30 protein-coding genes and 1 tRNA gene are annotated in these 24,538 nt (G+C 58.9%); 14 read left to right on the top strand and 17 right to left on the bottom strand.

Features of this window, described 5'->3' with window-relative positions; all coding sequences use genetic code 11:
* Positions 1-262: 262 nt before the first annotated feature.
* Positions 263-424, top strand: coding sequence for a hypothetical protein (locus PSH87_RS28875; RefSeq protein WP_370695279.1), 162 nt, complete (start codon positions 263-265; stop codon positions 422-424).
* Positions 425-458: 34 nt separating this feature from the next.
* Here the strand turns inward: PSH87_RS28875 and PSH87_RS19115 are convergent, their stop codons facing one another.
* Positions 459-932, bottom strand: coding sequence for a hypothetical protein (locus tag PSH87_RS19115; protein WP_305430695.1), 474 nt, complete (start codon positions 930-932; stop codon positions 459-461).
* Between the two features lie 453 nt (positions 933-1,385).
* On the opposite strand from PSH87_RS19115, the gene PSH87_RS28870 reads away from it, so the two are divergent.
* From PSH87_RS28870 to PSH87_RS19100, 4 genes are all read left to right on the top strand, one after another.
* A complete protein-coding gene (locus PSH87_RS28870) occupies positions 1,386-1,544 on the top strand; it encodes a hypothetical protein (protein WP_370695327.1) in 159 nt (52 codons plus the stop codon).
* Entirely contained in the window at positions 1,519-1,872 is a 354-nt protein-coding gene (gene imm2 / locus PSH87_RS19110) for an Imm2 family immunity protein (RefSeq protein WP_305434340.1), read from the top strand. Before PSH87_RS28870 ends, imm2 begins: the two co-directional genes overlap by 26 nt.
* A gap of 159 nt (positions 1,873-2,031) precedes the next feature.
* Positions 2,032-2,322 (top strand): hypothetical protein, encoded by a 291-nt coding sequence (locus tag PSH87_RS19105; RefSeq protein ID WP_305430688.1) that lies wholly within the window; start codon positions 2,032-2,034, stop codon positions 2,320-2,322.
* 659 nt (positions 2,323-2,981) lie between these two features.
* A tRNA-Asn gene (locus PSH87_RS19100) sits at positions 2,982-3,054 on the top strand.
* A gap of 94 nt (positions 3,055-3,148) precedes the next feature.
* Here PSH87_RS19100 and PSH87_RS19095 read toward each other — a convergent pair.
* Both PSH87_RS19095 and PSH87_RS19090 read right to left on the bottom strand, forming a co-directional pair.
* Complete coding sequence (locus PSH87_RS19095; RefSeq protein WP_017735396.1) at positions 3,149-5,011, bottom strand: DUF3857 and transglutaminase domain-containing protein; 1,863 nt, start codon at positions 5,009-5,011, stop codon at positions 3,149-3,151.
* Between the two features lie 174 nt (positions 5,012-5,185).
* Positions 5,186-5,824 (bottom strand): TetR/AcrR family transcriptional regulator, encoded by a 639-nt coding sequence (locus PSH87_RS19090; protein ID WP_305430686.1) that lies wholly within the window; start codon positions 5,822-5,824, stop codon positions 5,186-5,188.
* A gap of 121 nt (positions 5,825-5,945) precedes the next feature.
* On the opposite strand from PSH87_RS19090, the gene PSH87_RS19085 reads away from it, so the two are divergent.
* On the top strand, positions 5,946-7,163 hold the full coding sequence (locus tag PSH87_RS19085; protein ID WP_305430685.1) for an MFS transporter: 1,218 nt from the start codon (positions 5,946-5,948) through the stop codon (positions 7,161-7,163).
* A 94-nt stretch (positions 7,164-7,257) separates the two neighbouring features.
* On the top strand, positions 7,258-8,055 hold the full coding sequence (locus PSH87_RS19080; protein ID WP_017735393.1) for a DNA/RNA non-specific endonuclease: 798 nt from the start codon (positions 7,258-7,260) through the stop codon (positions 8,053-8,055).
* A 3-nt stretch (positions 8,056-8,058) separates the two neighbouring features.
* On the opposite strand, the gene PSH87_RS19075 is transcribed toward PSH87_RS19080, so the two are convergent.
* The 4 genes from PSH87_RS19075 to PSH87_RS19060 form a co-directional block, all read right to left on the bottom strand.
* Positions 8,059-8,238 carry a DUF1289 domain-containing protein gene (locus PSH87_RS19075; protein WP_017735392.1) on the bottom strand — a complete coding sequence of 60 codons (180 nt, stop codon included), beginning with the start codon at positions 8,236-8,238 and terminating at the stop codon, positions 8,059-8,061.
* 33 nt (positions 8,239-8,271) lie between these two features.
* On the bottom strand, positions 8,272-9,174 hold the full coding sequence (gene dmeF / locus PSH87_RS19070) for a CDF family Co(II)/Ni(II) efflux transporter DmeF (protein WP_305430683.1): 903 nt from the start codon (positions 9,172-9,174) through the stop codon (positions 8,272-8,274).
* A complete protein-coding gene (locus tag PSH87_RS19065; RefSeq protein WP_017735390.1) occupies positions 9,171-9,446 on the bottom strand; it encodes a metal/formaldehyde-sensitive transcriptional repressor in 276 nt (91 codons plus the stop codon). Before PSH87_RS19065 ends, dmeF begins: the two co-directional genes overlap by 4 nt.
* Before the next feature lie 84 nt (positions 9,447-9,530).
* Positions 9,531-9,683 carry a DUF2986 domain-containing protein gene (locus PSH87_RS19060; RefSeq protein WP_017735389.1) on the bottom strand — a complete coding sequence of 51 codons (153 nt, stop codon included), beginning with the start codon at positions 9,681-9,683 and terminating at the stop codon, positions 9,531-9,533.
* 165 nt (positions 9,684-9,848) lie between these two features.
* Here PSH87_RS19060 and panB point away from each other — a divergent pair, with 165 nt between their 5' ends.
* Entirely contained in the window at positions 9,849-10,664 is an 816-nt protein-coding gene (panB, locus tag PSH87_RS19055; RefSeq protein ID WP_305430682.1) for a 3-methyl-2-oxobutanoate hydroxymethyltransferase, read from the top strand.
* Here panB and PSH87_RS19050 read toward each other — a convergent pair.
* Together PSH87_RS19050 and PSH87_RS19045 are read right to left on the bottom strand one after the other, a co-directional pair.
* Entirely contained in the window at positions 10,652-12,046 is a 1,395-nt protein-coding gene (locus PSH87_RS19050; RefSeq protein WP_305430681.1) for a PLP-dependent aminotransferase family protein, read from the bottom strand. The two genes, panB and PSH87_RS19050, sit on opposite strands and share 13 nt — an antisense overlap.
* Positions 12,047-12,077: 31 nt before the next feature.
* Entirely contained in the window at positions 12,078-13,103 is a 1,026-nt protein-coding gene (locus PSH87_RS19045; protein WP_305430679.1) for an alpha/beta fold hydrolase, read from the bottom strand.
* Positions 13,104-13,350: 247 nt separating this feature from the next.
* Between PSH87_RS19045 and PSH87_RS19040 the strand changes: the two genes are divergently transcribed.
* Together PSH87_RS19040 and PSH87_RS19035 are read left to right on the top strand one after the other, a co-directional pair.
* Positions 13,351-13,833 (top strand): hypothetical protein, encoded by a 483-nt coding sequence (locus PSH87_RS19040; protein WP_305430678.1) that lies wholly within the window; start codon positions 13,351-13,353, stop codon positions 13,831-13,833.
* Positions 13,834-13,882: 49 nt separating this feature from the next.
* Positions 13,883-15,199 carry a hypothetical protein gene (locus PSH87_RS19035; RefSeq protein ID WP_305430677.1) on the top strand — a complete coding sequence of 439 codons (1,317 nt, stop codon included), beginning with the start codon at positions 13,883-13,885 and terminating at the stop codon, positions 15,197-15,199.
* A 24-nt stretch (positions 15,200-15,223) separates the two neighbouring features.
* Here the strand turns inward: PSH87_RS19035 and PSH87_RS19030 are convergent, their stop codons facing one another.
* The 3 genes from PSH87_RS19030 to PSH87_RS19020 form a co-directional block, all read right to left on the bottom strand.
* Positions 15,224-15,739, bottom strand: coding sequence for a hypothetical protein (locus PSH87_RS19030; RefSeq protein ID WP_305430676.1), 516 nt, complete (start codon positions 15,737-15,739; stop codon positions 15,224-15,226).
* 215 nt (positions 15,740-15,954) lie between these two features.
* Positions 15,955-17,280: a glucarate dehydratase gene (gene gudD, locus PSH87_RS19025; protein ID WP_305430675.1), complete on the bottom strand. Its 1,326-nt coding sequence runs from the start codon at positions 17,278-17,280 to the stop codon at positions 15,955-15,957.
* 19 nt (positions 17,281-17,299) lie between these two features.
* On the bottom strand, positions 17,300-18,661 hold the full coding sequence (locus PSH87_RS19020) for an MFS transporter (protein ID WP_305430673.1): 1,362 nt from the start codon (positions 18,659-18,661) through the stop codon (positions 17,300-17,302).
* Positions 18,662-19,001: 340 nt separating this feature from the next.
* On the opposite strand from PSH87_RS19020, the gene PSH87_RS19015 reads away from it, so the two are divergent.
* The 3 genes from PSH87_RS19015 to PSH87_RS19005 are packed head-to-tail and all read left to right on the top strand — an operon-like array spanning position 19,002 to position 20,733.
* Positions 19,002-19,712: a FadR/GntR family transcriptional regulator gene (locus tag PSH87_RS19015; protein WP_305430672.1), complete on the top strand. Its 711-nt coding sequence runs from the start codon at positions 19,002-19,004 to the stop codon at positions 19,710-19,712.
* A gap of 5 nt (positions 19,713-19,717) precedes the next feature.
* Positions 19,718-20,413, top strand: coding sequence for a tRNA (adenine(22)-N(1))-methyltransferase TrmK (locus PSH87_RS19010; RefSeq protein WP_305430671.1), 696 nt, complete (start codon positions 19,718-19,720; stop codon positions 20,411-20,413).
* 29 nt (positions 20,414-20,442) lie between these two features.
* The gene (locus PSH87_RS19005; protein WP_017734994.1) at positions 20,443-20,733 is read left to right on the top strand and encodes a DUF3144 domain-containing protein; all 291 of its coding nucleotides are present in this window, start codon (positions 20,443-20,445) and stop codon (positions 20,731-20,733) included.
* Between the two features lie 16 nt (positions 20,734-20,749).
* Here the strand turns inward: PSH87_RS19005 and PSH87_RS19000 are convergent, their stop codons facing one another.
* From PSH87_RS19000 to PSH87_RS18990, 3 genes are all read right to left on the bottom strand, one after another.
* On the bottom strand, positions 20,750-21,313 hold the full coding sequence (locus PSH87_RS19000; RefSeq protein WP_305430669.1) for a DUF2589 domain-containing protein: 564 nt from the start codon (positions 21,311-21,313) through the stop codon (positions 20,750-20,752).
* Positions 21,314-21,369: 56 nt separating this feature from the next.
* Entirely contained in the window at positions 21,370-22,056 is a 687-nt protein-coding gene (locus PSH87_RS18995) for a DUF2589 domain-containing protein (RefSeq protein ID WP_305430668.1), read from the bottom strand.
* Positions 22,057-22,138: 82 nt separating this feature from the next.
* A complete protein-coding gene (locus PSH87_RS18990; RefSeq protein WP_017734997.1) occupies positions 22,139-22,522 on the bottom strand; it encodes a Mor transcription activator family protein in 384 nt (127 codons plus the stop codon).
* 163 nt (positions 22,523-22,685) lie between these two features.
* Between PSH87_RS18990 and PSH87_RS18985 the strand changes: the two genes are divergently transcribed.
* Positions 22,686-23,225 carry a pesticin C-terminus-like muramidase gene (locus PSH87_RS18985; protein ID WP_305430667.1) on the top strand — a complete coding sequence of 180 codons (540 nt, stop codon included), beginning with the start codon at positions 22,686-22,688 and terminating at the stop codon, positions 23,223-23,225.
* 46 nt (positions 23,226-23,271) lie between these two features.
* Here PSH87_RS18985 and PSH87_RS18980 read toward each other — a convergent pair whose 3' ends face one another.
* Together PSH87_RS18980 and PSH87_RS18975 are read right to left on the bottom strand one after the other, a co-directional pair.
* Entirely contained in the window at positions 23,272-23,736 is a 465-nt protein-coding gene (locus PSH87_RS18980; protein ID WP_305430666.1) for a hypothetical protein, read from the bottom strand.
* A gap of 74 nt (positions 23,737-23,810) precedes the next feature.
* The gene (locus tag PSH87_RS18975; protein WP_305430665.1) at positions 23,811-24,323 is read right to left on the bottom strand and encodes a M35 family metallo-endopeptidase; all 513 of its coding nucleotides are present in this window, start codon (positions 24,321-24,323) and stop codon (positions 23,811-23,813) included.
* Positions 24,324-24,538: the final 215 nt, after the last annotated feature.

Genomic DNA, 24,538 nt, shown 5'->3' with positions numbered 1-24,538 from the left:
CCAGTCATCGGGCTCTAACCCACATTGCTGAGCGGTATCCCAAGCGCAACGAGTTCCCCGTTTATGGTCAATGGCTTTTGCCATAGCCTGAATCGCCCCGGGGTTCGTAGACACCTCTTTGCCTTAGGGTCGTGGAGCCAGATAGAGAAAAGCCTGCAGAGATGCAGGCTTTTTTTTGCCTTGGATTTGTCCGGGGTGATCGAAGCGCACAGCGTGACAGGCATGAAGACGTCTCTAATCCTGCGATTTAGAGGTAAGCCCCATGAAAGTCGCTGCAGTCGTTTCAACCAAAGGCGGGCCGGGTAAGGTCACGGTTGGTGCCAATCAAGGCGCGTTTTACGCCGATGCGGTCGCTCGCATCAATGGGTACGGCGAGCGGATCATTACTGATGACACCGCGTGGCCGCGCAGTAATCCAGGTTAAGACCATGTAATTGGAAAATATTCGCTTATACCGTCTATTTCACGAACATTAGGCAGGCAAGACCTGTGGGCTTGATCCGCAGCTGTTGAATGGGTTCGATGCTCTCCAGATCCCCGACTTTTTTGATGACACCAATTCCGCAGTAACTCTGGTCATAGTTAAAAATGGGAAGAATGCCTGTCTTGGCCTCACTCCAATAACCTGTCTTCAAGTTATATGTAGTACCGTCCTGAGGTGTGAAAGAAAAGTGTATTTGACACTGCTTGCCACCGATTACCCTTTCGTAAGTCAATACCAGCTTTTTGCCCACGGCAATCGGCGTTTCGATAGAGTCACCGGAATAGGGCAGTGGTGTGTGACCCGCGTAGCAACCTTTTTCGTTGAGGTTCACGGCCTCCAGCGAGGTTCCAGGTTTACTTTCAAGGCGAATCGTTGCAGAGGGAGCACCCGAAGGTGGGAAGTCGTATTGTTTTCCCAACACTATCGAGTTACAACCGCTGAGCGCCACGGCTCCTGCTAGCAGAGTACACCAGACAGATTTGTGATTTCCGTACACAATGGCTTCCTAATAATATCGGGCTCACCCGCTAAGATTCAGGGGGCTGCGCAATGCTGAAAAGTGGTTGTTGCCGTCTTTCAATGACACTTCTGACTTGAATGAACGGTATTTAATCTAGCCGCTGGCTAATGTTAACTGAAAAATCGACAGCATTATCATCGACCACTCAGGGAACCTCTTGTTTAACGGGAAGCCAACGGACGAGGTGCCCCTCAATCGCAGTGACTGACCACCGCCAGATTCGACTAGTGCTGCTAGCCATTTTTCGCAATCCATGCCCGCAAATGTTGGACCGGGTGTCGTAACCCATTGCTCGAAGCGCTATGTTGACGGTAATGGTATTAAGGTCAAAGGTTTTTTGAATCCTGAAACCACCATACCTCAGCCAGCGGAACCGTAAATATCCTGCCAGAGAAAGCGGTCTGTGCAAGCTGTCTAAATGTAGCAGAGCAGTTCAGGGCGAAGTATCCTAATGTCACTGTGAATATTTTCGATGATCAGGGCGTCATGTGGGTCCACCAAGGAAAACTCCGTGATGGAAGACAGAGTGACTTACGCTGAAATTAGGGCTTGGTTTTTAAGCAGTTATTACAGTTACTGCAGAGTAAAGCTTAGGCATCGAAGCGCTTGGGTCGAAGGTGAAAGCGAGGTAGGATTTGCCTATAGCGAACTCGAAAATTCCTTCGACCTGCCAGTTGAGAAATTGATGCTTGAAATTTTAGCCCTTGTTCTTTCTGCGGGTCGATCTTCCGAGAGTGTGAAGAAATATCATAGGGATGCTGCCTTAAAGCTGATCGAACATATTGACCTTTCCTCTATGCTGAAAGAGTTGCCGCCGGAAGAAGCCGCAGATTTTATAGATGATCTTCGAGTATTAGGGGTTTGTTAAGCTCTGTATAAAGGTGGTTTTTAGGTCATAGGAAAGCGCAGGCTCGGCAAATGTGTATCGTATCAGTCATATTGGGGTTGAGTAAAATATCGCTGTCGGAGTCAGCACTAATGGCCTTGTAGTGCGCGCGAATTAGGTAAGCACATGGAGGGTTTTAGAATGATTAACTTAAGACTGGCGAATGAATATCTGGCAGAGCCGATATTTTGCCCGGATTCAGATCAAATGGGGCACGTTGACATCGGAGACTTACCTATTTCGCGAAGTCTGAGCGATAAAATCAAGCTCTGGGATGATGAGTATCAAAGCACTTTCAATGACGAATATCCTCCTGACTCCGGATTATGCTCTCCGCAGGAGAAGGTTCGCCATGTAAATGATGGACGTGGATTGGCCCAAGAGATGCAGGCTGAGTTAGGGAGTAGCTATAACGTTGAGTATTGCCCTTGAGATTTTTTATGGAGACTTTTAGGTCGGAATTTAAATAGGTCCGTCCCCGTTGCTTCTCGGGTCTGACGAAGTTCTAATGGGGGAAGTATGTTTGAAGAATATGATTTTTTGCTGAAATCGATAGGGTCAGAAGATTACTGGTCGGATGTAGGGAATTGATATCGCGGCCGCCAAGGTCTCTCAGTTTGATATTTCAAGCTGGAACGAACTTGAATCTGCTCTTCTGGCGAAGTCTGAAGTCTGGCGAGGTCGCTGCGCGGAGTCTCTCGGTGACTCGAATGATGAGCGGGCGTTGCGCGTTTTGCTAGCGCTTCTAAAAGCTGAAGAGGAGTCGGTTGTCATTCATGCAATTGAATCAATTGAATCAGTTTTTTTGGCTGGCTACATTCTTGACAGGGCGCAGGTCATACGCGCTCTAGATGAGGGGTTTGAGGTAGAGAGCAGAACGTTGAAGCTAATGGCGGCTACCTTGGTCAGTAAGTTAAGTCGAGGTATAAAGGTTGCTCAGTAGCTGACAAAGGGCGCCTCCTTTTCCTACAGGTCATTGTTTTGCCACGCTTTGACAAGCCAACCCAAGCCGACTAACTTTCCTGGCGTGACGTATTCATGTATTCACGCTGTGCAGCGTTTCAGTGTCTCCAGCACGTTTTTCGTGGGGCCCCGTTGTGACCAATCGGTAGCAAATGACGGTTAATCATTGGGTTCCTGGTTCGAGTCCAGGTCGTGGAGCCAGATAGAGAAAAGCCTGCAGAGATGCAGGCTTTTTTTTGCCTTGGATTTGCCCCGGCCATTCACGCGCGACGTCCATCGCGCGTGAACCAAGCCCTTACAGCGTCTGCACAATCACCTGACTTTTCAGATCATTGACCATCCCTTCAATCGCCGGCTTCATCGCAATGAAATCCTGCGGGCTGCACTGCGCGTCGGTGTGGTTGAACTGGTAGCTGCGGGTAACCACGACGCCGTTGCCGTCCTGGGCGTAGGTGGCCTGGTAATCGAAGCCGCCTTGCTTGAGCGACACCGCCTTGGGCACCGCCAGAATGTTTACCGTCTTGGGGAAGTCGAAGCGTGCCTGCTCCGAGATTTGCCCGGAGAGGCAGATGAAGTTCTGGGTGCGCTCTTGCTCGGCCATAAACGCAAACACGTTCTGGGAAATACCGCCCGCGAGGCTGGAGAAAGTCGGCACGCCCGTGGGGCCTGGCAGGTTGACCAGGTTGTCGGTATGGCCCTTGATCACAGACTTGAAGGTCGGCGCGTTGCCTTCCAGTGTGTCGCTTTCGACCTCGCCACCACCGGACTGGCCGTACATGCTGAGGATTTGCTGCGTCAGTTGTTTCATGTCGGCGGGGGGCATCGATTTGAACACGAAGCGATTGAACTCCGCGCCCCAGCCTTCCACGGTGGAGGTGTTGTTGAAGTCGGCGGCACCGCTGTCGGCGACGTTGAATGTCAGCGTGTTATCGACCTTGTTCAGTTGGCTGATCGGTGTGCGTTCCAGCACGCCGGTCTGGGTCAGCAGCACCGGTTTGCCCAGTTCCGGGATCGGCAGGTAGCCGGCCGCAAGCGGTGTGGCGGTGGAGTCCAGGTACAGGTCCAGGCTTGGCACGTAGGTGATGGCATGGTTGAGCAGACCCAGCGTCGGTACGGTTGGCAGGGCGTAGGCGTTGCCGAAGTTGATCAGCGCGGGCGAGCTTTCGATGGCCACGGCCTTGAGCAGGGCTTCGAGCAGGGCGACATGGTCCTTGCAGTCGCCGTAACGGTTGTCCAGCACGGCCTGCGCCGGGTGTGGCACCACGCCGCCGGCGCCGACGTACACGGCGACGTAGCGAATGTTTTTACGCACCCAGTCACTCAACACCAGCGCTTTGCTGCGGGGTGTGTCGAGGTGGGCGGTGAGTTCCTTGGCCAATTGGGCGATGGCGGGCGTCACTTCGACTTGAGCACGGCTGGCGTAGGCCTGGGCAAATTGCTGGTAGTTGGCGAACGTCGATACGGCCATGAATTGCCCATAGTCGGTGTAGGCGACAGCGCCGTTTTCTATACGGGATTTCTCGGTGGGCTGCAGGTCCCAGCGATAGATCTTGCGTCCGGGGGCCGCTGCAGGCGTGGATGCCTTGTAGCCTTTGGCGTCCGCGTACAGCGGCATGTTCGCCGGCATGTCGTAGGAATAGCTGGTCTGCTCGGTGTGGTAGAAGTCCGGCGCGTTCATGTCTTCGAACTGCTGGGGAAACAACGGCTTGTTGCGCTGGCGTTGATAACGCAAGACCAGGCGATCGCCCACGGCCACATCGGGGAAGATCACCACTTTGACCCGCGAATCCTGGAACATCGGCGCATCCGCCGACGCCTGCTCCTGCTGTTCCTTGATCTGCTTGGGTTGCACGCGGATTTTGCGGCCGCTGGCTTTCTGGGTGTAGGCCTCGACGACCTTCAGGGTTTCCAGTGTGCGGTTGAAGGCCAGGGGGCGCTGGGCGTGCAATTTGATTGCGCGCTCTTCATTGACCTTGGCGATCATTTCCACGTCGAGCACAAAGCTGCCGTCGGCGTTGACCACATAAGACTGGGTGTTTTTTTCGAGGGTGAGCGAGTGGTCGGTGTCGTCGGCTTGCACTTGTGCAGTGAACAGACCGCAAGCGACTACGGCCAGCACACCCAAAAGGCGTGTCGGGAAGAGAGTAAAGCCTTGCATAAAGATCCTTCTGAACGATGACGTGCGAACTCTGTATGAGGGCGCGCGCTCCTTGGGTAATCCGCTTAATGCGAAGCGTTACTATATAGAGGTGGCAAAGGGCCTGCTGATTTTTTACCGTCTGCCAGTGTGTTGGAGGCGTCTGTTTGGCGGTGCGGGCCTATTTTCAGGTCATCAGCACCGCTCGATGTGCGGCGCCACAACCGAGGCTGCAACGTCCCACGTCACCAGCAGTTGGGTAATCGCCGCGTCAATGACGGCATGGGGCACGTCGTCGCGCGCGAGGATCGAAACGCCCTGCAAAAAGCTGTCAAACACCGTCGCCATCACCACGGCCTGAGTCTGCGGTGGCAACTGCCTGCTGCGGATCGCGCGCTCTACGTTCGCCACGATCCCGGCGCGCGTACGCATGCGCGATTGCGTCAGCGCCTGCGCCACGCGTGCATTGTCGGGGCTCGGTGCACTCATGACGCCAAGCGCCACCATACAGCCCTTGGGATGCCCGTCTTCACACTGCATACGCGCCGACTGGCGCAGGGCGGTCTCGATGGCTTGGCGCGGCAGCAGGGTTTCGTCCCACAGGCACTCGGTAACTTGGGCGTAGGTCGCCAGGTAGCGCTGCACGCATTCGTCGAAGAGGGCTTCCTTGGAGCCGAACGCGGCGTAAAAACTCGGCGCGGAGATGCCGCCACCCAGGCCCGCCTTGAGCTGGGCGAGGGAAGTGGCGTCGTAGCCGTGTTGCCAGAACAGGTGCATGGCCTGTTCCACGGCGTGGTCGCGGTCGAAGTTACGGGGGCGGCCCATTTGTGCCATTTGCGGTCTCCAGTGGGGAAGCGAGATAAATACTAGTCGATACATAAGTCGTTGACAACGTGCGGTCAGCGCCTGCAACATTTGTATCGATCAGTATTTAAGTCCCTCAAAGGAGTTGCCCGTGACCCCCTCACTCAGTCTATCCGCGTCATCCGAACGCCTGCCCATCGGTGCCTTGCTCGCCTTGGCGATGACCGGTTTCATCTGCATCGTCACCGAAACCTTGCCCGCAGGCCTGCTGCCCTTGATCAGCGAGGGTCTGGCGATTTCTCCGGCGATGGCCGGGCAGATGGTCACCGCGTATGCGTTGGGCTCGGTGCTCGCGGTGATCCCCATGACCATTGCGACCCGTGGTTGGCGTCGGCGGAATGTGCTGTTGCTGACCATTGTTGGCTTCTTGCTGTTCAACTCCGTTACGGCGCTGTCGTCCCACTATGGCGTGACCCTGGTGGCGCGTTTCTTTGCCGGTGTCGCGGCAGGATTGGCCTGGAGCCTGTTGGCCGGTTATGCCCGGCGCATGGTCGCGCTGCATCAGCAGGGCAGGGCGCTGGCACTGGCGATGGTCGGCACGCCGATCGCGCTGTCGCTAGGCGTACCGCTGGGCACGTGGCTGGGTGGGCTGATGGGCTGGCGCACCACGTTCGGATTGATGTCGGCGCTGACGTTGGGGCTGATCGTCTGGGTGCTGGTGAAGGTCCCGGACTATCCCCCGCAGGCCGCGCATCAGCGTGTGTCACTGGGCCAGGTGCTGACCACGCCGGGCGTGCGGCCGGTGCTGGCGGTGGTGATCAGTTGGATGCTGGCGCACAACATTCTGTACACCTACATCGCCCCGTTTGTGGCGCAAGCAGGGCTGGCGGAGCGGGTGGATGGGGTGCTGCTGGTGTTCGGGGTGGCCGCGTTGGCGGGGATTTGGCTGACGGCCCGGTTGGTCGAGCCGTTGTTGCGCAACACGGTGCTGACCAGCCTGGCGACGTTTGCAGCGGTCAGCGTGCTCTTGGGTCTGCTCGGAAACCTGCCCCAGGTGATTTACCTCGGCGTCGCCGTGTGGGGCCTGAGCTTCGGCGGTGCCGCGACCCTGTTGCAAACCGCCCTGGCCGATGCGGCGGGAGAGGGCGCTGACGTCGCGCTGTCGCTGAATGTGGTGGCGTGGAACAGCGCGATTGCCGCCAGCGGCGTGGCAGGCGGGGTGTTGCTGGAGACCTGGGGCGCGACGTCGTTTCCGTGGGCGATGCTGCTACTGATCGCGCTGTCATTTGCGCTGGCCTGGGGCGCTCGCAGCCATGGATTCAAGCCGGGCGCGCGGGGTGCGGGAAAACCTGCAGCGGTCGGGCACTAATCTGACATCTTGTAGTCAGTAATCCCTGCAATATCATCCACTTGGCTCCGCTGGCCGGAGCCTGTCGCTTGACACTCTTTTGAAGACTTAACGCATGTACCTACGCAAAATTGCCGTTGGGCTGTCAGCCCTTGTTTTGCTTTCTACCGGGGTTAATGCCCGCAGTCAGTCAGACCTCTACACCAAGCAACAAAAACAGCTGTCATTCGACAGTTGCACCGAGCTGTTTCCCGCCGCAAAGCCGATCAACACCGCCACGGTGCCTGCCGCCATGAAACCCCTGGCGCTGTGCTCCGATCACTTTGCAGTGCTCTATTCGCAAACCAGCAAGACTCCGCTGGTGGTGGTCGAGCGGCTGAATGCCGCGCAATTGAAAGACGCCAAGGGCGAGGAGCGCACCAACCAGTTCTACGCCGACCCGCGCATTCCCAAACGTGGCCGCGCCGAGTTGAGCGACTACCGCAGCCAGCACCCGGCCGTGGACCGTGGCCACCAATCCCCAGCCGCCGACGCGCCTAGCGCGAATGCCATGGCGCAGTCCTTTGCGTTGTCGAACATGGTGCCGCAAGACCCCACCAACAACCGCAAGATCTGGAGCAAGGTCGAGGCGGATGTGCGCAAGTTTGCCGTGCGTGCCGGTGGCGACGTGTATGTGTTCACCGGCCCGCTGTTCGACGCCGGCTACAGCACCATCGGCGACAACCAGGTGTGGGTGCCGACGCGCCTGTTCAAGTTGGTCTACGACGCCTCGTCCAAGCGTGCCTGGGCCTACGTGCTGCCCAACGCCGAAACCCGCATCCAGAAGCCGATGGACTACGACACCTTTGTGAAAAGCACCGGGCTCAAGTTGCTCGGCAACCTTCCGGTGTCGGGTTCGGTAGGACGTACCTGACAGCTACTTGGCCTTTTTCAGCGCCTTCAAACGCTGGGTCGCCCGTTGCACGGCGGCCATTTTCTCCGGGCGTTTCATCTTTTTCCATTTACGGATGTCGTCCTTGCTGCGCCCGCAGCTGACGCAGAGATCGCCGCTGAGCTGACAGGTGGAGATGCAGGGGTTCTCGATATCTTTAGCCAAGGTTTCACCAGGGGTTGGAATAAGTGGCCGTTGTTACACGGCGCGAAACTCGACGGTGAGATGGCTCACTTCGTGAACCGGCTTGAGGCGTTCGCGAATGCCCTCGGCATCCGTCGTCGCACCGCCCACCACGCTGACAATCGCCGCATGGGCGTCAGGCCCTACGCGCCAGACGTGCAAGTCGGTGATCCGCGCATCGCCAGGCTGCTCAACCAATTCGCGGATCTCGGCGGCGACGTGCTCGTCGGTGCGGTCCAGCAGCACGCCAGCAGTCACACCCATCAGGCTCCAGGCCCAGCGCGCAATGACGATGGCGCCGACAATGCCCATCACCGGGTCCAGCCACACCCAGCCCAGGTAACGCCCGGCCAGCAATGCGGCAATGGCGAGCACGGAGGTCAGGGCGTCGGCGATCACGTGCACGTAGGCAGAGCGCAGGTTGTTGTCGTGGCCATGGTGATGGTCGTGGTCATGTGCGTGGCTATGGCCGTGGCCCAGGAGCAGCGCACTGACGATATTGACCACCAGGCCCACCACCGCGATCAGGGTGGCGGTGCCGAATTGCACCTCGGCAGGGTCGAGCAGGCGCATCACCGACTCCACGCCAATCCCCAGCGACACCAGCGCCAGGATCAGCGCCGAGGCAAAGCCGCCGAGATCGCCGACCTTGCCCGTGCCGAAGCTGTAGCGCGGGCTGTTCGCGTGCCGTTTGGCATAGGCGTAAGCGGCGGCGGCGATGCCCAAGGCGCCGGCGTGGGTGGCCATGTGAAAACCGTCGGCGAGCAGAGCCATGGAACCGGTGATGGCGCCGGCGGCGATTTCCACAACCATCATCACCACGGTCAGCAGCACGACCCACAGGGTGCGCCGGGCATTTTCATCGTGGGAGGCGCCGAGGAACACATGGGCGTGGGCATGGCTGTTGGCGAGGCTCATTTGGAGTAGCGCCGAATGGCTTCAAGCAGCTCTTCGACGCCCTTGCTGCGGGCTTCCTCGGAGAGGGCCGGGTCGGCCACGTGGGCCCTGGCGTGGTCTTCGATGATTTCTTCCATCAGGCCGTTGATCGCGCCACGTGTGGCGGCGACCAGGTGCAGGGTCTTGGCGCAGTCGGCGTCTGCTTCCAGCTCGCGTTCAAGGGCCTGGATCTGCCCGGCGATACGTTTTACCCGCTTGATCAGGCTGTCTTTGTTTGCCGATACGTGGCCCATGGATATACCCCCCCTACCTATGATGGAGGCGATCATGGCATACCCCACCCCCCTATAACAAGGCGCGGTTCCGAGCGGCTTGGGTCACTCCTGTTCCGCTGCCGGGGCAGCTTCTTCAGCCAGCTTCAGGCGGTCGGCCTTGCTGATGTATTTGTCCTTGGATTTGGGCGCCAGTTTGGCGCTGGCTTTCTTGGCTTTGGCCTTGAACAGTTGTTGCAGTTTTTTCTGACGATTCATGGGGTTTTATCCGGCGGGTGAAGGCGCGAATGATACCAGCTAAAAAAACCGTGGCCGTTTCCCTGGGTCGGTTTTTAGCGCCGATCTGTGCATTGAATCGCCTCTGGTTTCGCCAATAATCGGGCCCCGCAACGCCTGAATCTCAAGCGCTAACGGAAGACATCGATGAGCATCCACACCCGCACCAAACGCATGACCGTCCCGCAACTGGTAGCGATGAAGGGCCAGCAGAAAATCGTGTCCTTGACCGCCTATTCCAGCGCGGTCGCCACGCTGATCGACCCGCTGGTGGACTTCATCCTGATCGGCGACTCCACGGCCATGGTCGGTTACGGCCGGCCATCGACCCTGAGCATGCAGCTCGAAGAAATCATCGGCCACACCCGTGCCGTGGTCGATAGCACGCGCCTGGCCTGTGTCATCGCCGACATGCCGTTCGGCAGTTACCAGGAATCCAACGAGCAAGCCTTTCGCAATTGCGCCCAGGTCTTGGCGCGCACGGGGTGCGATGCGGTCAAGCTGGAGGCCAACCAGGCGTTGGCGGGCACCGTGGAGTTTCTGGTGGCACGCGGCATTCCGGTGATGGCCCATGTGGGGTTGATGCCGCAGTTCGTCAACGTGATGGGCGGCTTCAAGGCCCAGGGCCTCACGGCCGAAACCGCTGCGATGATTGCCGAGGATGCGCGCGCAAATCTGCAGGCCGGGGCCTTCAGCCTGCTGCTGGAAGGGGTGGCCGAAGGCGTGGCCAGGCAGATCACCCGGGACTCGAAAATGCCCACCATTGGCATTGGCGCTTCACCCGCTTGCGACGGTCAGGTGCTGGTCACGGAAGATCTGCTGGGCCTGGGCGGTGAGCAGGTGCCGCGCTTCGTCAAGCAGTACGCCGATGTGGGCGCGGTGATCCGCGATGCCTGCGCGCGCTATGCCGACGACGTGCGCCATGGTCGTTTCCCCGAGGCGCGGCATTGTTATGGGCTATGACGGATGGCCTGGGACAGGTGCTGCACGGCGCGGGCAATATCCTTGCTCCAGTCGAGGGTGAAGCTCAGGCGCAGGTGATGTTTCCAGGCGCCGTGTTGGCTGAACAGTTCCCCCGGGGCGATGACGATGTGCTGGGCCAGCAGGCGTTCGAACATGTGGCGCATGTCGACCGGATGCGTGGCCTCCAACCAGAAACACGCGCCACCTTGCGGCGCAATCACATGGAACTGGCCCGCGCCGTGTTCATCCAGCAGGTTGCGCAGGCGCGTCATGTGCTCCATCAGCAGGGTGCGCAGGGCCTGTAGATGCAGGTCGAAACGCCGGGTGCTGAACAGTTTGGCGATGGCTTTCTGGCGGCTCGGCGAGAGGCGGAATGCCCGCTCCCGGAACTGCTGCTGCAACTGCGGCGCATACCCGCGACACAGCACGTAACCGTAGGGGGCTTCCGCGCCGATGATCTTGTCGAAGCTGGAGAACACCAGCAGCTTCTGTGGGTCGGCAAAGTCGCGGTAGCGGGCCGGTTGCGCGGTGAAGTACAGCTCGCCGTACGTATCGTTTTCGAACAGCCAGATCGCCCGTTGCGCCAGCCAGTGACAGATCTGTTGCTTGTCCTCGGCCGGCGTCACGCTGCCGTGGGGTGTGTTCACCGTCGAGGAGAGCACGGCCAGGCGGATGGGTTCATGGTTGAGCAGGTCATCCAGTGCGCCGAGGTCAAAGCGCCCGTCAGCGTCGAGCGGCACCTCGATCACGCGGATTTGGGCCGCCTGCAACTGGCGCAGGATCGCCCACGAGCAGGGCGATTCCACCAACGCCACACTGCCCTCCAGGTTCAGCGCGCGCAGCGACAACGCCAGCACACTGTGCAGGTCCGCGCCGATGTACACCTGATCCGCCTGCCAGTAGTCGTCTGTGGAGCGGGTATAGCGCTCGGCCAGTGCCGCGCGTAATTCGGCTTCACCGAACGGCAGGAAGAGCGGGCTGGGTGAGCGCGGGTAGTGGCGAGCCCGTTCGCGCTCGATCATCAGCAACGGATTTTCCAGCGACAGCAACATGGCCGGCGCGTCACTGCTCAGGGCCAGCATGCCCGGCTGGCGGGCGCTGGCGAACACCTGGTCAAGCAGGCTGGGCAAGCCTTGATTCGCGGCAACCGCTGGCAGCAACCGCGTGAAGTAACCCTGCTTGGGCTTGGCGCAGATGCGTCCCTCATCTTCGAGCAACGCATAGGCGTACTTGGTGGTCGAGACCGACACTCCCAGGCGTTGGGCCAGTTGGCGCAGGGATGGCAGCTTATGCCCGCCTTGCGCCGGGGCGGTCTCGATCAACTCGACGAGGTAGCGGTAGACGGCTTGGTAGGCGAAGGGCGTGGCGTTGGTCTTGTCCATGGTTCCTCCTGCCGATCAAGCCGCTCCGTGGTTACTTGCCAGCAGGTCGTGCGAGGAAGTCGGTGATCAACCCTAGAACCTGCTGCTGGATCACTTCCCGTGGCCGCGCTCCCTGGGCGTCGTGACAAATCATCCCGTCACCGGGCGAGCTTTCTTCGATCAGCGCCTCGCCCGTGGGCTTGCAGATCGCCATGAAGCTGAAGTGGGTGGCGTCGTCGATCTTCAAGTACTGCGTCGATGCCTTGGGCAGGCGCTTGGCCAGGTCCGCAGACTCCAATTCAGCGGGCAGGTCCGGCCCGTTCGCCGCGGCCGCCAGCACCAGTACCGGCACCGGCAGTGCGGCGAGGCTGGCGTCGGTCATGCCGCGTGACAGGCCCAGGTCCAGGGACACCACGGCGGTGACACGCTTGTCGCGCAAATCGGTGGCCATCTGGGTGCTGTCGGGGTTCATCTTTTGATAGGCGATGCAGCCAGACAGTTGCACGTGGGCCGCGCAATCCTTGGCGAACAGCGCGGGGTCGAAGCGCGCGCCGGCGATCTCCAGCACGGTCCAGCCACCGAGGGAGTGCCCGATGGCGGCAATCCGCTGCGGGGCGACTGCACCAAACCGCTGCGGTTGCGCGAGCACTGCATCGATGGCGCGGCTCAGGTCCTTGGGCCGTTGCCACAATTGCGCGGCGGCTTCAGGGCTGCGGTCTTTGCTGGTGGTGCCGGGGTGGTTGACCGCCGCGACGATGTAGCCCTTGTGGGCCAGCGCACTGGCCAGCCACAGCTGGTTGCCCCAGTTGCCGCCGTTGCCATGGGACATCACCACCAGCGGATGTTTGCCGCTGGCAGGCGGCGCGTCGGGTACGGCGAGGGCGCCGTAGAACACGGCATCGTCGCGGATCAATTCCGGTGTGGCTTTGGTGTTGGCGGGGTACCAGACGACCATCTGCAACGGGCGGTTGTTCTGCGCGTCGGGGAGGGTGATGTTCTGGAAACCGATGGGGGCGTTGTCGGCGAGTGCGGGTGTGGCGAGGCCAATCAAGAGCAAGGCGCAAAGGGCGTTTTTCACTGTTGTTATCGTCCTTGAAAGTGAGGCGCGGATCATGACTGGAAATCGGCGGTTTTGGTAGAGGGGGCAGGGGACTAGGAGGTTTCTGGCGTGATCCTACTTTTAAGTATGACGGAGTTGTCGTTCGTTATTTTAGGAAGTGGGTGGGTGTTGGGGGTTGTTAATTCGTGCAAGAGTGGTGGCGTAGTTCTTACAGTTTGATTGATTTGATTCTTGTGTATTAACTCCTGACGCTAAGGTGATAATCATGAAGAGGCTAATGGTTTCTCCGTGCAAGTACCGGCTTGGTTTTCTAGTGGCTGCGTTGTGGTCCTTCAATGGTGCAGTTTATGCGGTGGACGCGACGATCACTAAGACCGATGCGCCGGATGTTATTGCCGTAATATCAATTGGTGGTACGGGCTTATCTTTTTTTGGTCTGCGCAATACGGATTTTCCGGATGCGACAGCCGGACGCTCAATGAAGTTGCGGGGTATCGAGTGGCGCACAACCTCCTACCCTCAAACGCTCGATGAGAAAGTAGAACTTTGCTATTTCCGTCCCTTCCAGGGCCTGGAAAACAATTGCAGGCCGATCTGGCCGAGTATGTCGGGTACGTTGCATGATTTCGATGATCTGCCGTTCGGTAGTGGCGCATCGGTCACAATAAAACATCATGTAAAGGATGGTGGTGCACGACTTGCTTATCCAGCCGGTACGGACTCGGTGACTTATCACTATAGCTATTAGTTGATCATTTTAAATTCTCGTGTGTATGTATGGGGCATGGGGGGTATTTATGAATACTATTGTTACGCGGTTTTCTCTAGCGGACAGTCGCTTGGCAAGCGTTCCCTCTAGTGCTGCCCGCACGCCTCTGCCTATGGACGCTGAAAGCAATGCCTCAAACACCGAGGGAGACACGGGTACGGTCAGCACTTTGTCAACGCTGGCCCGCCAACTTAGCGAGGCGGCAGAACGGGCTGAAGCCCGCGACACTCATAAGGAAGCCCGCGACACACTTGCCGCAGAAGCCTATCTCGCCAACAAAGCACAATCTGATTCCGAGGGGGCAGAGCTTCTAGCCCGGGCTCGGCAAGCTACCGGCTTCATCGGCGGTGCTGATAGCAATCCGTTCAAAGGCCTCGCGCGCGACCAACTGAATCTGATTGCCCGCGACGAGGGGGGCTCCTTTACCATCAACGAGCGGCGCGCCGCGTGGAAAGAGCTGCAAGCTTCAGCCGCGTCTGGCACTGCAAATACTGCCGATGTATCTACCAGTGGACGGGAGATCATGATCTCCCGCTTGTTTCTCGGCATCGAGCCCCCAGTTGCCAAGGCTCCAATGACCATGCTCAACATGAGTCAAAGTGCTTATGATTTTCTCACCCGAGATGATCGTGAATTGCTGTCGCAAATGTACGCGTATGCGCAGGCGCAAGGTGCAGATTTGCGCAATGTCGATAACGTGGCCGGTTTGCTGGGTGACTATCGACATCACAACGATGGCCGCCAGCTCCTGAATGCCAATAACGGCAAGGGGTACGACCTGGAGGGGTACATGGTTACGGTAGACTTCCAGGCAGAGGATGCAGCCACCGCTTCACGCATCTTGAACGGCTCGGCGATCAGCAGCACGCTTATCGACCAGGGCTTTCTGCGGCACTTTCTCGATCCTGGTTACGGGGCGTTGAAAAATACCAGTGACCTGGCTTTCCTAGAGCAGATGGTGATCAAGTTTTCCGCAGAAGGCGCCGCACAAGTCTCACTCGACAGCAAATTTGCGTCCTACAAGTCAATCAGCATCAACGACAATGTTGTGGTTACCACCCACAGGAACGTGAAGCTCCCCCCTTTCGAAGCGCATGTGACGAACGTCGACGGCGTTTGGACGCTTACCGAAAAAGGCAAAGCCGCCGGCTATGTGCTGGACAAAACCACCGGCCGGCTGATCGAGCCAGCCGCCCGCCCTGACGATCAGGCGCCACCGACTCTTGGTCGCGAGTCGCCCAAGCATACCGTCATGGACTTCAGCGCGGACCGCCGTGACGCGCCAGGCACGCGCTGGCTCAAGCCCGGCAATCTGTTCAAGCTGATGCGAAATTTCATGTCCTGAGCGCCGTTGATCTTCGACAACCCATCAGCCTTGCACTGTGGGCGGCGTGTGATCGGATGCTGGGGTTTGTGCGCCATCGAGGGCCAATGCCGAGAGCTGTTTCAACTGCTTGTAGGGGCCGTTGATGAGCGTGTCGCCGCCCATGACTTGCAGGGTGATGCGCTCGGACTGGTAACGATGAAACAGGCTGAACAGCGGCCTTTTCGGCTGGTACACACCCGGCTGTCTTTCGACGTATTTCAGGGTGAGCATGGCGCTGCGCACGGCCTCTGGATCGACCTGGCCGGGCAGGGTCCATTGGGACAGTGCCATGCTGCTGAAGAAGTTGAACGTCGAGCCTATGACTGCACCTAGGGCGCCGCCAACGAGCAGGTTCATCTTGAACGTGTCGGTGATGCCAAAGTACTCGGCCAACAACAGGATGGGGGTCATCAGCGCAAGATAAGCGAGGGCTTGTTCTACCGGCGCCCAGGCCTTGGAAGGCTCGGTGCGCAGTTGGTCCTTGAGCGTCAAGCGCTTGATCGTGGTGTCGGGTTGCATGCGTTACCCCTCCTGGGTTGAGACGGTCCATATGATGAGGCGTCGCATTCTACGCAAAGCGAGGGTGTGATCATACGAAGATCAACTGTGGGAGCTGGCTTGCCTGCGATAGCATCGCCTCTGTATTGCTGGTGGACCGAGGTGTCTGCATCGCAGGCAAGCCAGCTCCCACACAAGCCAGCTCCCACAGGGTGCAGCGGTGTTCTCAGGGGGGGTTACCGCACCAGACACGGCTGCTTGTTGTTGAACGTCCATCCCGCAATCAAAAACTGCATCGCCACGCTGTCATCCCGCGCACCCAGGCCCATGCCTTTGTACAGCTCATGGGCCCTGGCCACGGCGTCCATGTCGATGTCCACCCCCAGCCCGGGCTTGCTCGGCACCTTCACATAGCCGCCTTCGATTTTCAGCGGTTCCCGGGTCAGGCGCTGGCCGTCCTGCCAGATCCAGTGGGTGTCGATGGCCGTGATATCGCCCGGCGCAGCGGCGGCGACCTGGGTGAACATCGCCAGGGAAATATCGAAGTGGTTGTTGGAGTGCGAGCCCCACGTCAGGCCCCACTCATGGCACATCTGCGCGACACGTACCGAGCCCTGCATCGTCCAGAAGTGCGGGTCGGCCAGTGGGATGTCCACCGATTGCAACTGGATCGCGTGGCCCATCTCGCGCCAGTCGGTGGCGATCATGTTGGTGGCGGTTTTCAGGCCGGTGGCGCGGCGGAATTCGGCCATGACTTCGCGGCCGGAGTAGCCATTTTCCGCACCGCACGGGTCTTCGGCGTAGGCGAGCACGTGGTGCTGGTCGCGGCACAGGCGGATGGCTTCTTTCAATGACCACGCGCCGTTCGGGTCGAGGGTGATGCGCGCATCGGGGAAGCGCTCGGCCAGGGCGGTGACGGCTTCGATTTCGGCGTCGCCGCTCAACACGCCGCCTTTGAGTTTGAAGTCGTTGAAGCCGTACTTGGCCTTGGCGGCTTCGGCCAGGCGCACCACCGCGTCGGCGGTGAGTGCCTTCTCGTGGCGCAGGCGGAACCAATCATCATCGGCGTCGGCTTCGTTGCGGTAGGCCAGGTCGGTGGCGTTGCGGTCGCCGACGTAGAACAGATAGCCGAGCATTTTTACTGCACCGCGCTGCTGCCCTTCGCCGAGCAAGGCGGCCACGGGCACTTCCAGGAACTGCCCCAGCAGGTCAAGCAGCGCCGCCTCCATGGCGGTGACGGCATGAATGGTGATGCGCAGGTCAAAGGTCTGCAGGCCGCGCCCGGCCGAGTCCCGCGAGGCAAAGGTGCTGCGCATCTGGTTGAGGATGCGCTGGTACTGGCCGATGGGCTGGCCGATCACCAGGCTGCGGGCGTCTTCCAGGGTTTCGCGGATGCGTTCGCCGCCGGGCACTTCGCCGACGCCGGTGTGGCCGCTGCTGTCCTTGAGGATGACGATATTGCGCGTGAAATACGGGCCGTGGGCGCCGCTGAGATTGAGCAGCATGCTGTCGTGGCCGGCGACGGGAATGACTTGAAAGTGTGTGACGACAGGCGTGTTCATGGCAGGTTCCTATTCAGACTCAGAGAGGTTTGCTGATGGCAGCGCCCGTGGGCACGGCGCTTGGTGCCGCCAGCACGGCAGCGGGCGAAGTCTTGGCAAAAAACACCAGGATCGCGGCAAGCACCGAGGTGCCGGCCAGGCCGTAGAGGCCGCCCTGGATCGAGCCGGTGGTTTGTTCCAGGAAGCCAAAGGTGGTCGGCGCGACAAAGCCGCCCAGGTTGCCGATGGAGTTGATCAGCGCGATCACCGCCGCCGCGATGCGCACATCCAGGTAGCCCTGGGGGATCGGCCAGAACAGCGACGACGCCGACTTGAAGCCGATGGCCGCAAAGCAGATCGCCACAAAGGCAAACACCGGCCCGCCGGTGGTGGACATGAACATGCCTGCCGCCGCAATCAACAACGCCGCCGCGACCCAGGCCTGCTGGAACTTGAACTTGCTCGACAGCGACGCGAAGGCGTACATGGCGATGATCGAGATCAGCCACGGGATCGAGTTGAAGAAACCCACCTGCACATCACTCAGGTCGCCCATCTTCTTGATGATGCTCGGCAGCCAGAAGGTGGCGGCGTAGATCGTCAGTTGGATGCAGAAGTACAGGGCGCAGAACAGCAGGATCTGGCGATCCTTGAGCAGCTTGCCGATGGTTGGTTTGATCGTCGTCAGCGCTTCACGCTCGCGCTGTTCGCGGTCGATGGCGCCGACCAGCGCGTCCTGTTCCTCGCGGGTCATCCATGTGGCGTCGTGGGGCTTGGAATCCAGCCAGAACCACACAAAGAACCCCAGCGCCACTGACGCCAGGCCTTCGATGGCGAACATCCACTGCCAACCGTGGAAACCGAAGCCTTCGATCTGCAACAGTGCGCCCGACAACGGCCCGGAAATCAGCGACGCAACCGCCGAGCCACTGAGGAAAATCGCGATGGCCTTGCCGCGCTCGGCAGCGGGCAGCCAGCGGGTGAAGTAGTAGATCACGCCAGGGAAGAAACCCGCTTCGGCTACGCCCAGCAGGAAGCGCAGGATGTAGAAGTGGGTTTCGTTCTGGATGAACGCCATCAGCGTGGCGACGATGCCCCAGGTGAACATGATGCGGGTCAGCCAGATCCGTGCGCCGACCTTTTGCAGCAACATGTTGGAGGGGACTTCGAAGAGCGCGTAGCCAATGAAGAACAGCCCGGCACCGAAGCCGTACGCCGCCGCGCCGATGCCCAGGTCGTGTTCCATGTGCGTGCGCACAAAGCCGATATTGACCCGGTCGATGTAGTTGAGGATGAACATGATCACGAACAGTGGGAGCACATGGCCCTTCACTTTGCTCACGGCGCGCGTGAGGGTGGAATCATTTTCGGGTGTGGCAGATGCATGGTTTGAATTGTTCACAATTCAAAACTCCCCCTGATTATTTTTATGCGGGTTTGCGTGTTTCGTTGATAGACATCATACAAGTTGATTTCTGCGATCTGCAATGCGGTGGTGGGCTATTTTGTTCTTATAAGGCCAGGGTAGGAGCGCTTGTTTTGGTTATTTATCCTGTTTTTATTAGGGTTTTATCGGGTTTTAGCAGGCGGGCGCACCGTCGGTGGACCTTAGGTATGAAAGCCGGTGTGGATGGCTTTAAGGTTGGTTGTCATACAAGTTGGGCGCTTTTTCAATCAACACAGCGTCCCTGCTGGGCAGGGTGTTAAGCTCCCTTCCAGCCCAACCCCGTGGACCCGTAACGATGCCCATAGAAAGCGCGCCTCCCGTGCGCAAACGCTCCAGCAACCTCGCCCAAGGTGTGGTTGAAGCGCTGACCCAGCGCATCCTGCTCGGGCAGTTGCAGCCCGGTGAAAAACTGCCGTCCGAATCCACCATCGTTGCCGAGCATGGCGTCAGCCGCACGGTTGTGCGCGAGGCGCTGTCCAAGTTGCAAGCGTCGGGGTTGGTGGAGACGCGTCACGGCATCGGCACCTTTGTACTGGCGCCGCAAGCGCAATCCGGGCTGCGTCTGCATGTGGACACACTCGCCAGCGTGCGCAACATGCTGGAGTTGCGCCTGGGCCTGGAGGTGCAGGCCGTGGCGCTCGCCGCCCAACGCCGCAGCGACGCGCAACTGGCGCGCATGCGCGAGGTGCTGGGCGACTACCAGGCCTCCCTGGCCAACAACGACAGCTGCGTGGAAGCAGACAAACGCTTCCACCAGTTGATCGCCGAAGCCACCGGCAACACCTTCTTCAGCGAAATCATGCTGCACCTGGGCAATGCGATGATTCCGCGCACGCAGGTCAAAGCCGCCGAACGCGGTGGCGCGGACTTCGCCCAATTGGGGCAACTGGCACACCTGGAGCATGAGGCGATCTTCAACGCGATCAAGCGCCAGGACCCAGACGCTGCACGCGCCGCGATGGTGCTGCACTTGACCAATAGTCGCGATCGTTTTTCGGGAGAGTAGGGCAGTTGAACGAACACACTTTATCCGCGCGCCTGGAGCGCGTGGCGGCGAACGTGCCCCTGGGCGCGCGCCTGGCCGATATCGGTTCCGACCACGGCTACTTGCCAGTGGCCTTGCTGCGCCGTGGCGCGATCAGCGCGGCGGTGGCCGGCGAAGTAGCGACTACGCCGTTTCATGCCGCCCAACGCACGGTGCGTGACAACGGCCTGGAGCAGCACGTCACGGTGCGCCTGGCCAACGGCCTGGCGGCCATCGAAGCGCAAGACCGCATCAGCGCCATCAGCATGTGCGGCATGGGCGGCGAGACCATCCGCGACATCCTCGACAGCGGCAAGGCCCACCTCAGCGGCCACGAGCGCCTGATCCTGCAACCCAACGGCGGCGAGCAACCGCTGCGCCAGTGGCTGATGGACAACGGCTACGCCATCCTTGCCGAAGAGCTGCTGCACGAAAACCGCTTCTACTACGAAATCATCGTTGCCGAGCGCAGCGAGCCGGTGCAGTACAGTGCCGAGCAACTGTACTTTGGCCCGCTGCAAATGCAGGCGCGCAGCCCGGCATTTTTGGCCAAATGGCAACGCATGCTGCGCCAGAAACAGAAGACCCTGGCCAGCCTTGAACAGGCCCGCCAGGCAGTACCCGAGGCGACGCTGCAAGAGATCGCCCAACAGGCCCGCTGGATCACCGCGCTGCTGGCCTGACAGACCGTTAATCAACAAGGATTCCCGCTATGGCAGACGCCACCGACCAAGCTTTTTATGACCGCGCAGACGCGCATATCGAACTGTCCAACGCGCAGCTCAAGGCAGAGGAAAACCTCGGCCAGGTCAGCGCCTCGATGATGTTTGGCACCACCCGCTTCAATGCCTGGGCCAGTGCGCGCAACTTCAAGTCCGGCGCGGAAATGGCCGAGGCACGGGAGGCGATGTTGAAGTATTTCTGCGATCAGTACCGGATGATGCTTGAGGATAATCTGGATGATCACATCAACAATTTCGACCGGTACAAGACGGGCAAATAAGCCCTCAGGGTTGCTGTCAGGGCGCGAAGTCTGACGGCTCCGGTTCGGCAGTGGGCGGTTTGACGGGGGCGCGGGCCAGTGGGCTGATCAAGTTGGTGTATTCCTCGATGATGCGATTGATCGCCTCCGGTGGCTCGCAGGCCTTGAATTCGATGCGGATCTGCACTTCATCGGGATCACGCTCCTGGCCTTCGCGCTTGGTGGTGCCAAAGGTCACGAAAAACTTCTCGCTGTGCAGGTCGCCGTTTTCCAGATCGTGGCTGGCCTTTTGCACTTCGGTGCTGTGCATTTTTACCGACAGGTCTACGTCCATTTTGTGCAGGGCCAACCCCTTGGGGGCCACCAGCGCGATCAGCGGCACGGTGATGGTATGGCCCTCTGTCAGGGCGATATCGACCATCTTGGCCTTCATCGGTGTGCCCAGGTCTTCAACGTTGTAATCGAAGAATTGGTCGAACAAGGCGATGTACTGCTGGGCGATCAGGTTGTGCGTGGCCGCTGCTGCCTGGTGCAACCCGCGGGTGATGTGGCTCAAGTCACTGGCCGACATGGGTTCCTTGGGGCGTGAGAAAAATGCCATGGTGGATTCCTTTCAGGTCGAGTGGGTTGCCCCGCCGTGAGGCGGGGCGGGTTGGGTTAGTCGGTTTTGCCTGCCGGTTTGGTTTCGGGTTTCGTTTCTGGTTTGGCGTCGGATTTGCTGTCAGGCAAAGGCAGCACGCCGGCTTTTGGCAGTTCCGTTAGGCTGCTGGCGGTGGCGTTCGGCAAGGTGACCGGTTTGGTGGCGGCATCGGTGAGAAAGTCGATGACGCGCATCAGGGCTTCCGGTGGCTCCAGGCGCGCGATCTTGGTTTTGATTTCGTAACGTGCACGGGTATCGGTCTTACGGGTCTGTGTTGATTTGTGGCTGGCGGAACCCTTCACGGAAACGCTGAACGGGCCCCATCCCAGTGAGGAGCTGAAGCTGCCGGACGCACTGGTAGTGCTGGAGTCCTGAGCTGATTGAGTGATGGTCAGATCAAACTCGATGCTCCCATCTTGGATGGCGATGTTGGGGTGGCTGATGGCGGCCAGCAGTGGAATGCGCATGGTCTTGCTGACCGTGCCCTTGTAGACGCCTTGCTCATCGACCAGGGTTTCGTCGTAGTCGAACTGCACCGAAACGGCCTTGCCGTCCTGGATGCACACGCCCATGAGGAAGTCCGCATAGGCTTTGCTCGCGGCGACTTGCGCCTGGATCATTGCCATCAGCGGGCCGGCGATCATCTTGTCCAGGGGAAGGGCCGCGATCACGCTTCCAATGAGACCTTTATCAATATCTGCCATGTCTAATTTCCTTATCGTGAGTGCGCGAAAGTGCGCAACTTCAATCTATCCATGCTGAACTTTCTGATTCAGTAGGAAGTAATTACCGATGAGGACAAGTTTCCTGACGCCGGATATTGGCGATTTGCCGCAGGCTCAGCCCATACTTCTCGGCCAATGCACTTCGCGATAGGCCATTGGAAATACCCATTTGAATATGTTGATTACGGATCTGCCGAAAAAAATGGTCGGACTTCGGTATTTCCAGAGCAATACCCGCGAAATCATTTATCAGCGCCTGCAGTGATTCCGCTGACAAGATCAACGCCAACGAAGTGCGTTGAACCTGTTTTGGAATGTATTTAGGGCGGCCGCCATACACGCACGTCAGGCGGAAAGCATCTTCCAGACCGATACAGGCAACCAACACCTGGAGGGAGTGGGGGAGTTGGTGGACATCAATGTGTTCCAGGTCTATCGGTTCCATCGGTCTTACCTCCTTGGCGTGAGTGCTGGTCAGAGCTTAGGAAGTAATGAACGTCGATAAGCAGTAGGAAACTTTACCTATGAAAGTAGGGAAGTTTTACCTTCTGAAGATGATGTTGCCTGAGTGATCGACTGAGGTTTCCTAAACCAAGAGGGAACCATCCATGTCCAGTCACTCGATTGATATGGCATTTATTGCCAGGCTCGAAGGTGGGCCGGCCACACGCGGTTATGTGCCGGACCCGGAACACAGTCGGAGCGGGGTCACCATCGGCACCGGCTTTGATCTGGGGCAGCAGAAAAACCTGGATATGCTGCCCAAAGACCTTGCTGAGCGGCTTGCGCCTTACCTTGGCCTGATCGGTGCGAAGGCCGTAGCACGCCTGCAAACACTACCGCTGAACGTCAGTGCGGACGATGCATGCAGGATTGACGAGGCTTACAAGGCACCCTTTATCGCGCGCTTGAGCAGCGACTACAGCAAAGCGGCCGCACGCCCGTTTGACGTTTTGCCGGCAGCGATGCAGACGGTGATTGCTTCGGTTGCCTTCCAATATGGCAACCTCGCCATCCGCACGCCGAAGTTCTGGGCGCAAGTGGTGGCGGGGGACTGGAAGGCCGCTGAAAGTAATTTGCGCAATTTTGGTGACCGCTATTCCACGCGCCGTTGCAAGGAAGCGGATTTATTGGCAAGTGCGCTGTAACAGTAAAGATACAGCCACCCGAGATAACCTCGGGTGGCTGTTTGCATCATGGGCAGGGTGTGGCCAGTAATAAACTGACGTTTTTCATCTTCTCGGCATCATCCACGGCAGTTCCGTTGGGTAGGGAGCGCCAGTCGACGTCGATGCACACTGCCGTGACAGCGACCTTTTGGACGACACCCACGTTCGTTGCAAAGTCATAACGGTAGGCTGCGCGAGTAGCGGCAAAGGGCCTGACACTGGTTGCTCTAGTTAGTGCAGCAGACACTATGTCGGGAACGCTCGACATCGGTACGGTGAAATGACTGGGGGATTGTTGATTGAAGTAACCGGCCGAACGTGTGTTTTTCCATAACTGCTGCCACTGAAAGTTTCCGGCATGGGCAGTCAGTGTCACGGCATAGTCTCTCAGCGTCTGGGGTTCAACTTCTTCAGTGTTCAATGCGTGTGCGGGGGCGGCTAATAAATAAAGTACGGCCAGTGAGGCGGCGGTCAAAAAACGACGGTCCATGATCAACTCCTTTTTCCTGGGGGATGAAAAAGCCCGTTCGAAAACAGGCTTTTCCAGAAGCGCGTAACAATAGTTCAATAGCTGTTGCTCACCAGGTTCTCCCAGTTTTCCGCGTTGGTGAGAACCTTGTACAGGTTCCCGTCTTTTTCCTTGGCCTGCTCCACCAGACGTAAGCACTCTTCCGCTCCGCAGGCGTGGTCGTCGGTGTTCTGCACATCCCTAAAATGGCTGACTTCATGGATTAGCGTACTCGCACGCGAGTCATTGCCGTACGTCTCGGTCGTGAAGAAGGCCCGTCCCAACAGTATGTTGTGCGCTCTGTCGTCTACGTCGACTTCGGCATAGTCCTCCATGTTTGGATCGTACGTGATCTGGTCTTGGTGGATACCTTGCAACGCTTCGAAAATCACGCCCAGTCGTTGGGCTAGAATTTTCAGATTTTGAGGTTTACTGACGCCCATCCAGACGCGTGCAACGGTGGCGTCACCATCGTTCAAACGCCCGATGGTGTATTCGAGTGAACGCAGCGCGGCATAGCGCGCTGCACGGAAGGTTCTTTTTTCAGAATCGTTGAGTTTGCGAGGCATGATGAATCTCCAGTGGTGTTAGGAGATTTCAGTCTGAGCGGGTGCAAAAGGCGTGATCAGCAGGAAGTGATTCCGCTGTAGGCGCGCCATGCGCCAATAGTTACAGGTGCGCCCTGGACGCTGAGTGCTTTTGCCCCATTTTCGCGCACGGTGCGTGCACTTTTCGCGTGCCACCCCGCCTGTTTCCTACGTCCTGCCATCGGCCCGTATCTTGC

This window comes from Pseudomonas sp. FP453 (assembly GCF_030687495.1).
GTDB lineage: Bacteria > Pseudomonadota > Gammaproteobacteria > Pseudomonadales > Pseudomonadaceae > Aquipseudomonas.
Note: the sequence above shows the minus strand (reverse complement) of the source record. Positions and strands in the feature narration are given on the sequence as shown.

Coding starts and splice junctions, on each gene's coding strand:
- PSH87_RS28875 (WP_370695279.1), top strand. CDS start 263: ATGAAAGTCGCTGCAGTCGTTTCAACCAAAGGCGGGCCGGGTAAGGTC.
- imm2 (WP_305434340.1), top strand. CDS start 1,519: ATGGAAGACAGAGTGACTTACGCTGAAATTAGGGCTTGGTTTTTAAGC.
- PSH87_RS19105 (WP_305430688.1), top strand. CDS start 2,032: ATGATTAACTTAAGACTGGCGAATGAATATCTGGCAGAGCCGATATTT.
- PSH87_RS19095 (WP_017735396.1), bottom strand. CDS start 5,011: ATGCAAGGCTTTACTCTCTTCCCGACACGCCTTTTGGGTGTGCTGGCC.
- PSH87_RS19090 (WP_305430686.1), bottom strand. CDS start 5,824: ATGGCACAAATGGGCCGCCCCCGTAACTTCGACCGCGACCACGCCGTG.
- PSH87_RS19080 (WP_017735393.1), top strand. CDS start 7,258: ATGTACCTACGCAAAATTGCCGTTGGGCTGTCAGCCCTTGTTTTGCTT.
- dmeF (WP_305430683.1), bottom strand. CDS start 9,174: ATGAGCCTCGCCAACAGCCATGCCCACGCCCATGTGTTCCTCGGCGCC.
- PSH87_RS19065 (WP_017735390.1), bottom strand. CDS start 9,446: ATGGGCCACGTATCGGCAAACAAAGACAGCCTGATCAAGCGGGTAAAA.
- PSH87_RS19060 (WP_017735389.1), bottom strand. CDS start 9,683: ATGAATCGTCAGAAAAAACTGCAACAACTGTTCAAGGCCAAAGCCAAG.
- panB (WP_305430682.1), top strand. CDS start 9,849: ATGAGCATCCACACCCGCACCAAACGCATGACCGTCCCGCAACTGGTA.
- PSH87_RS19050 (WP_305430681.1), bottom strand. CDS start 12,046: ATGGACAAGACCAACGCCACGCCCTTCGCCTACCAAGCCGTCTACCGC.
- PSH87_RS19040 (WP_305430678.1), top strand. CDS start 13,351: ATGAAGAGGCTAATGGTTTCTCCGTGCAAGTACCGGCTTGGTTTTCTA.
- PSH87_RS19035 (WP_305430677.1), top strand. CDS start 13,883: ATGAATACTATTGTTACGCGGTTTTCTCTAGCGGACAGTCGCTTGGCA.
- PSH87_RS19030 (WP_305430676.1), bottom strand. CDS start 15,739: ATGCAACCCGACACCACGATCAAGCGCTTGACGCTCAAGGACCAACTG.
- gudD (WP_305430675.1), bottom strand. CDS start 17,280: ATGAACACGCCTGTCGTCACACACTTTCAAGTCATTCCCGTCGCCGGC.
- PSH87_RS19015 (WP_305430672.1), top strand. CDS start 19,002: ATGCCCATAGAAAGCGCGCCTCCCGTGCGCAAACGCTCCAGCAACCTC.
- PSH87_RS19005 (WP_017734994.1), top strand. CDS start 20,443: ATGGCAGACGCCACCGACCAAGCTTTTTATGACCGCGCAGACGCGCAT.
- PSH87_RS19000 (WP_305430669.1), bottom strand. CDS start 21,313: ATGGCATTTTTCTCACGCCCCAAGGAACCCATGTCGGCCAGTGACTTG.
- PSH87_RS18995 (WP_305430668.1), bottom strand. CDS start 22,056: ATGGCAGATATTGATAAAGGTCTCATTGGAAGCGTGATCGCGGCCCTT.
- PSH87_RS18990 (WP_017734997.1), bottom strand. CDS start 22,522: ATGGAACCGATAGACCTGGAACACATTGATGTCCACCAACTCCCCCAC.
- PSH87_RS18985 (WP_305430667.1), top strand. CDS start 22,686: ATGTCCAGTCACTCGATTGATATGGCATTTATTGCCAGGCTCGAAGGT.
- PSH87_RS18980 (WP_305430666.1), bottom strand. CDS start 23,736: ATGGACCGTCGTTTTTTGACCGCCGCCTCACTGGCCGTACTTTATTTA.
- PSH87_RS18975 (WP_305430665.1), bottom strand. CDS start 24,323: ATGCCTCGCAAACTCAACGATTCTGAAAAAAGAACCTTCCGTGCAGCG.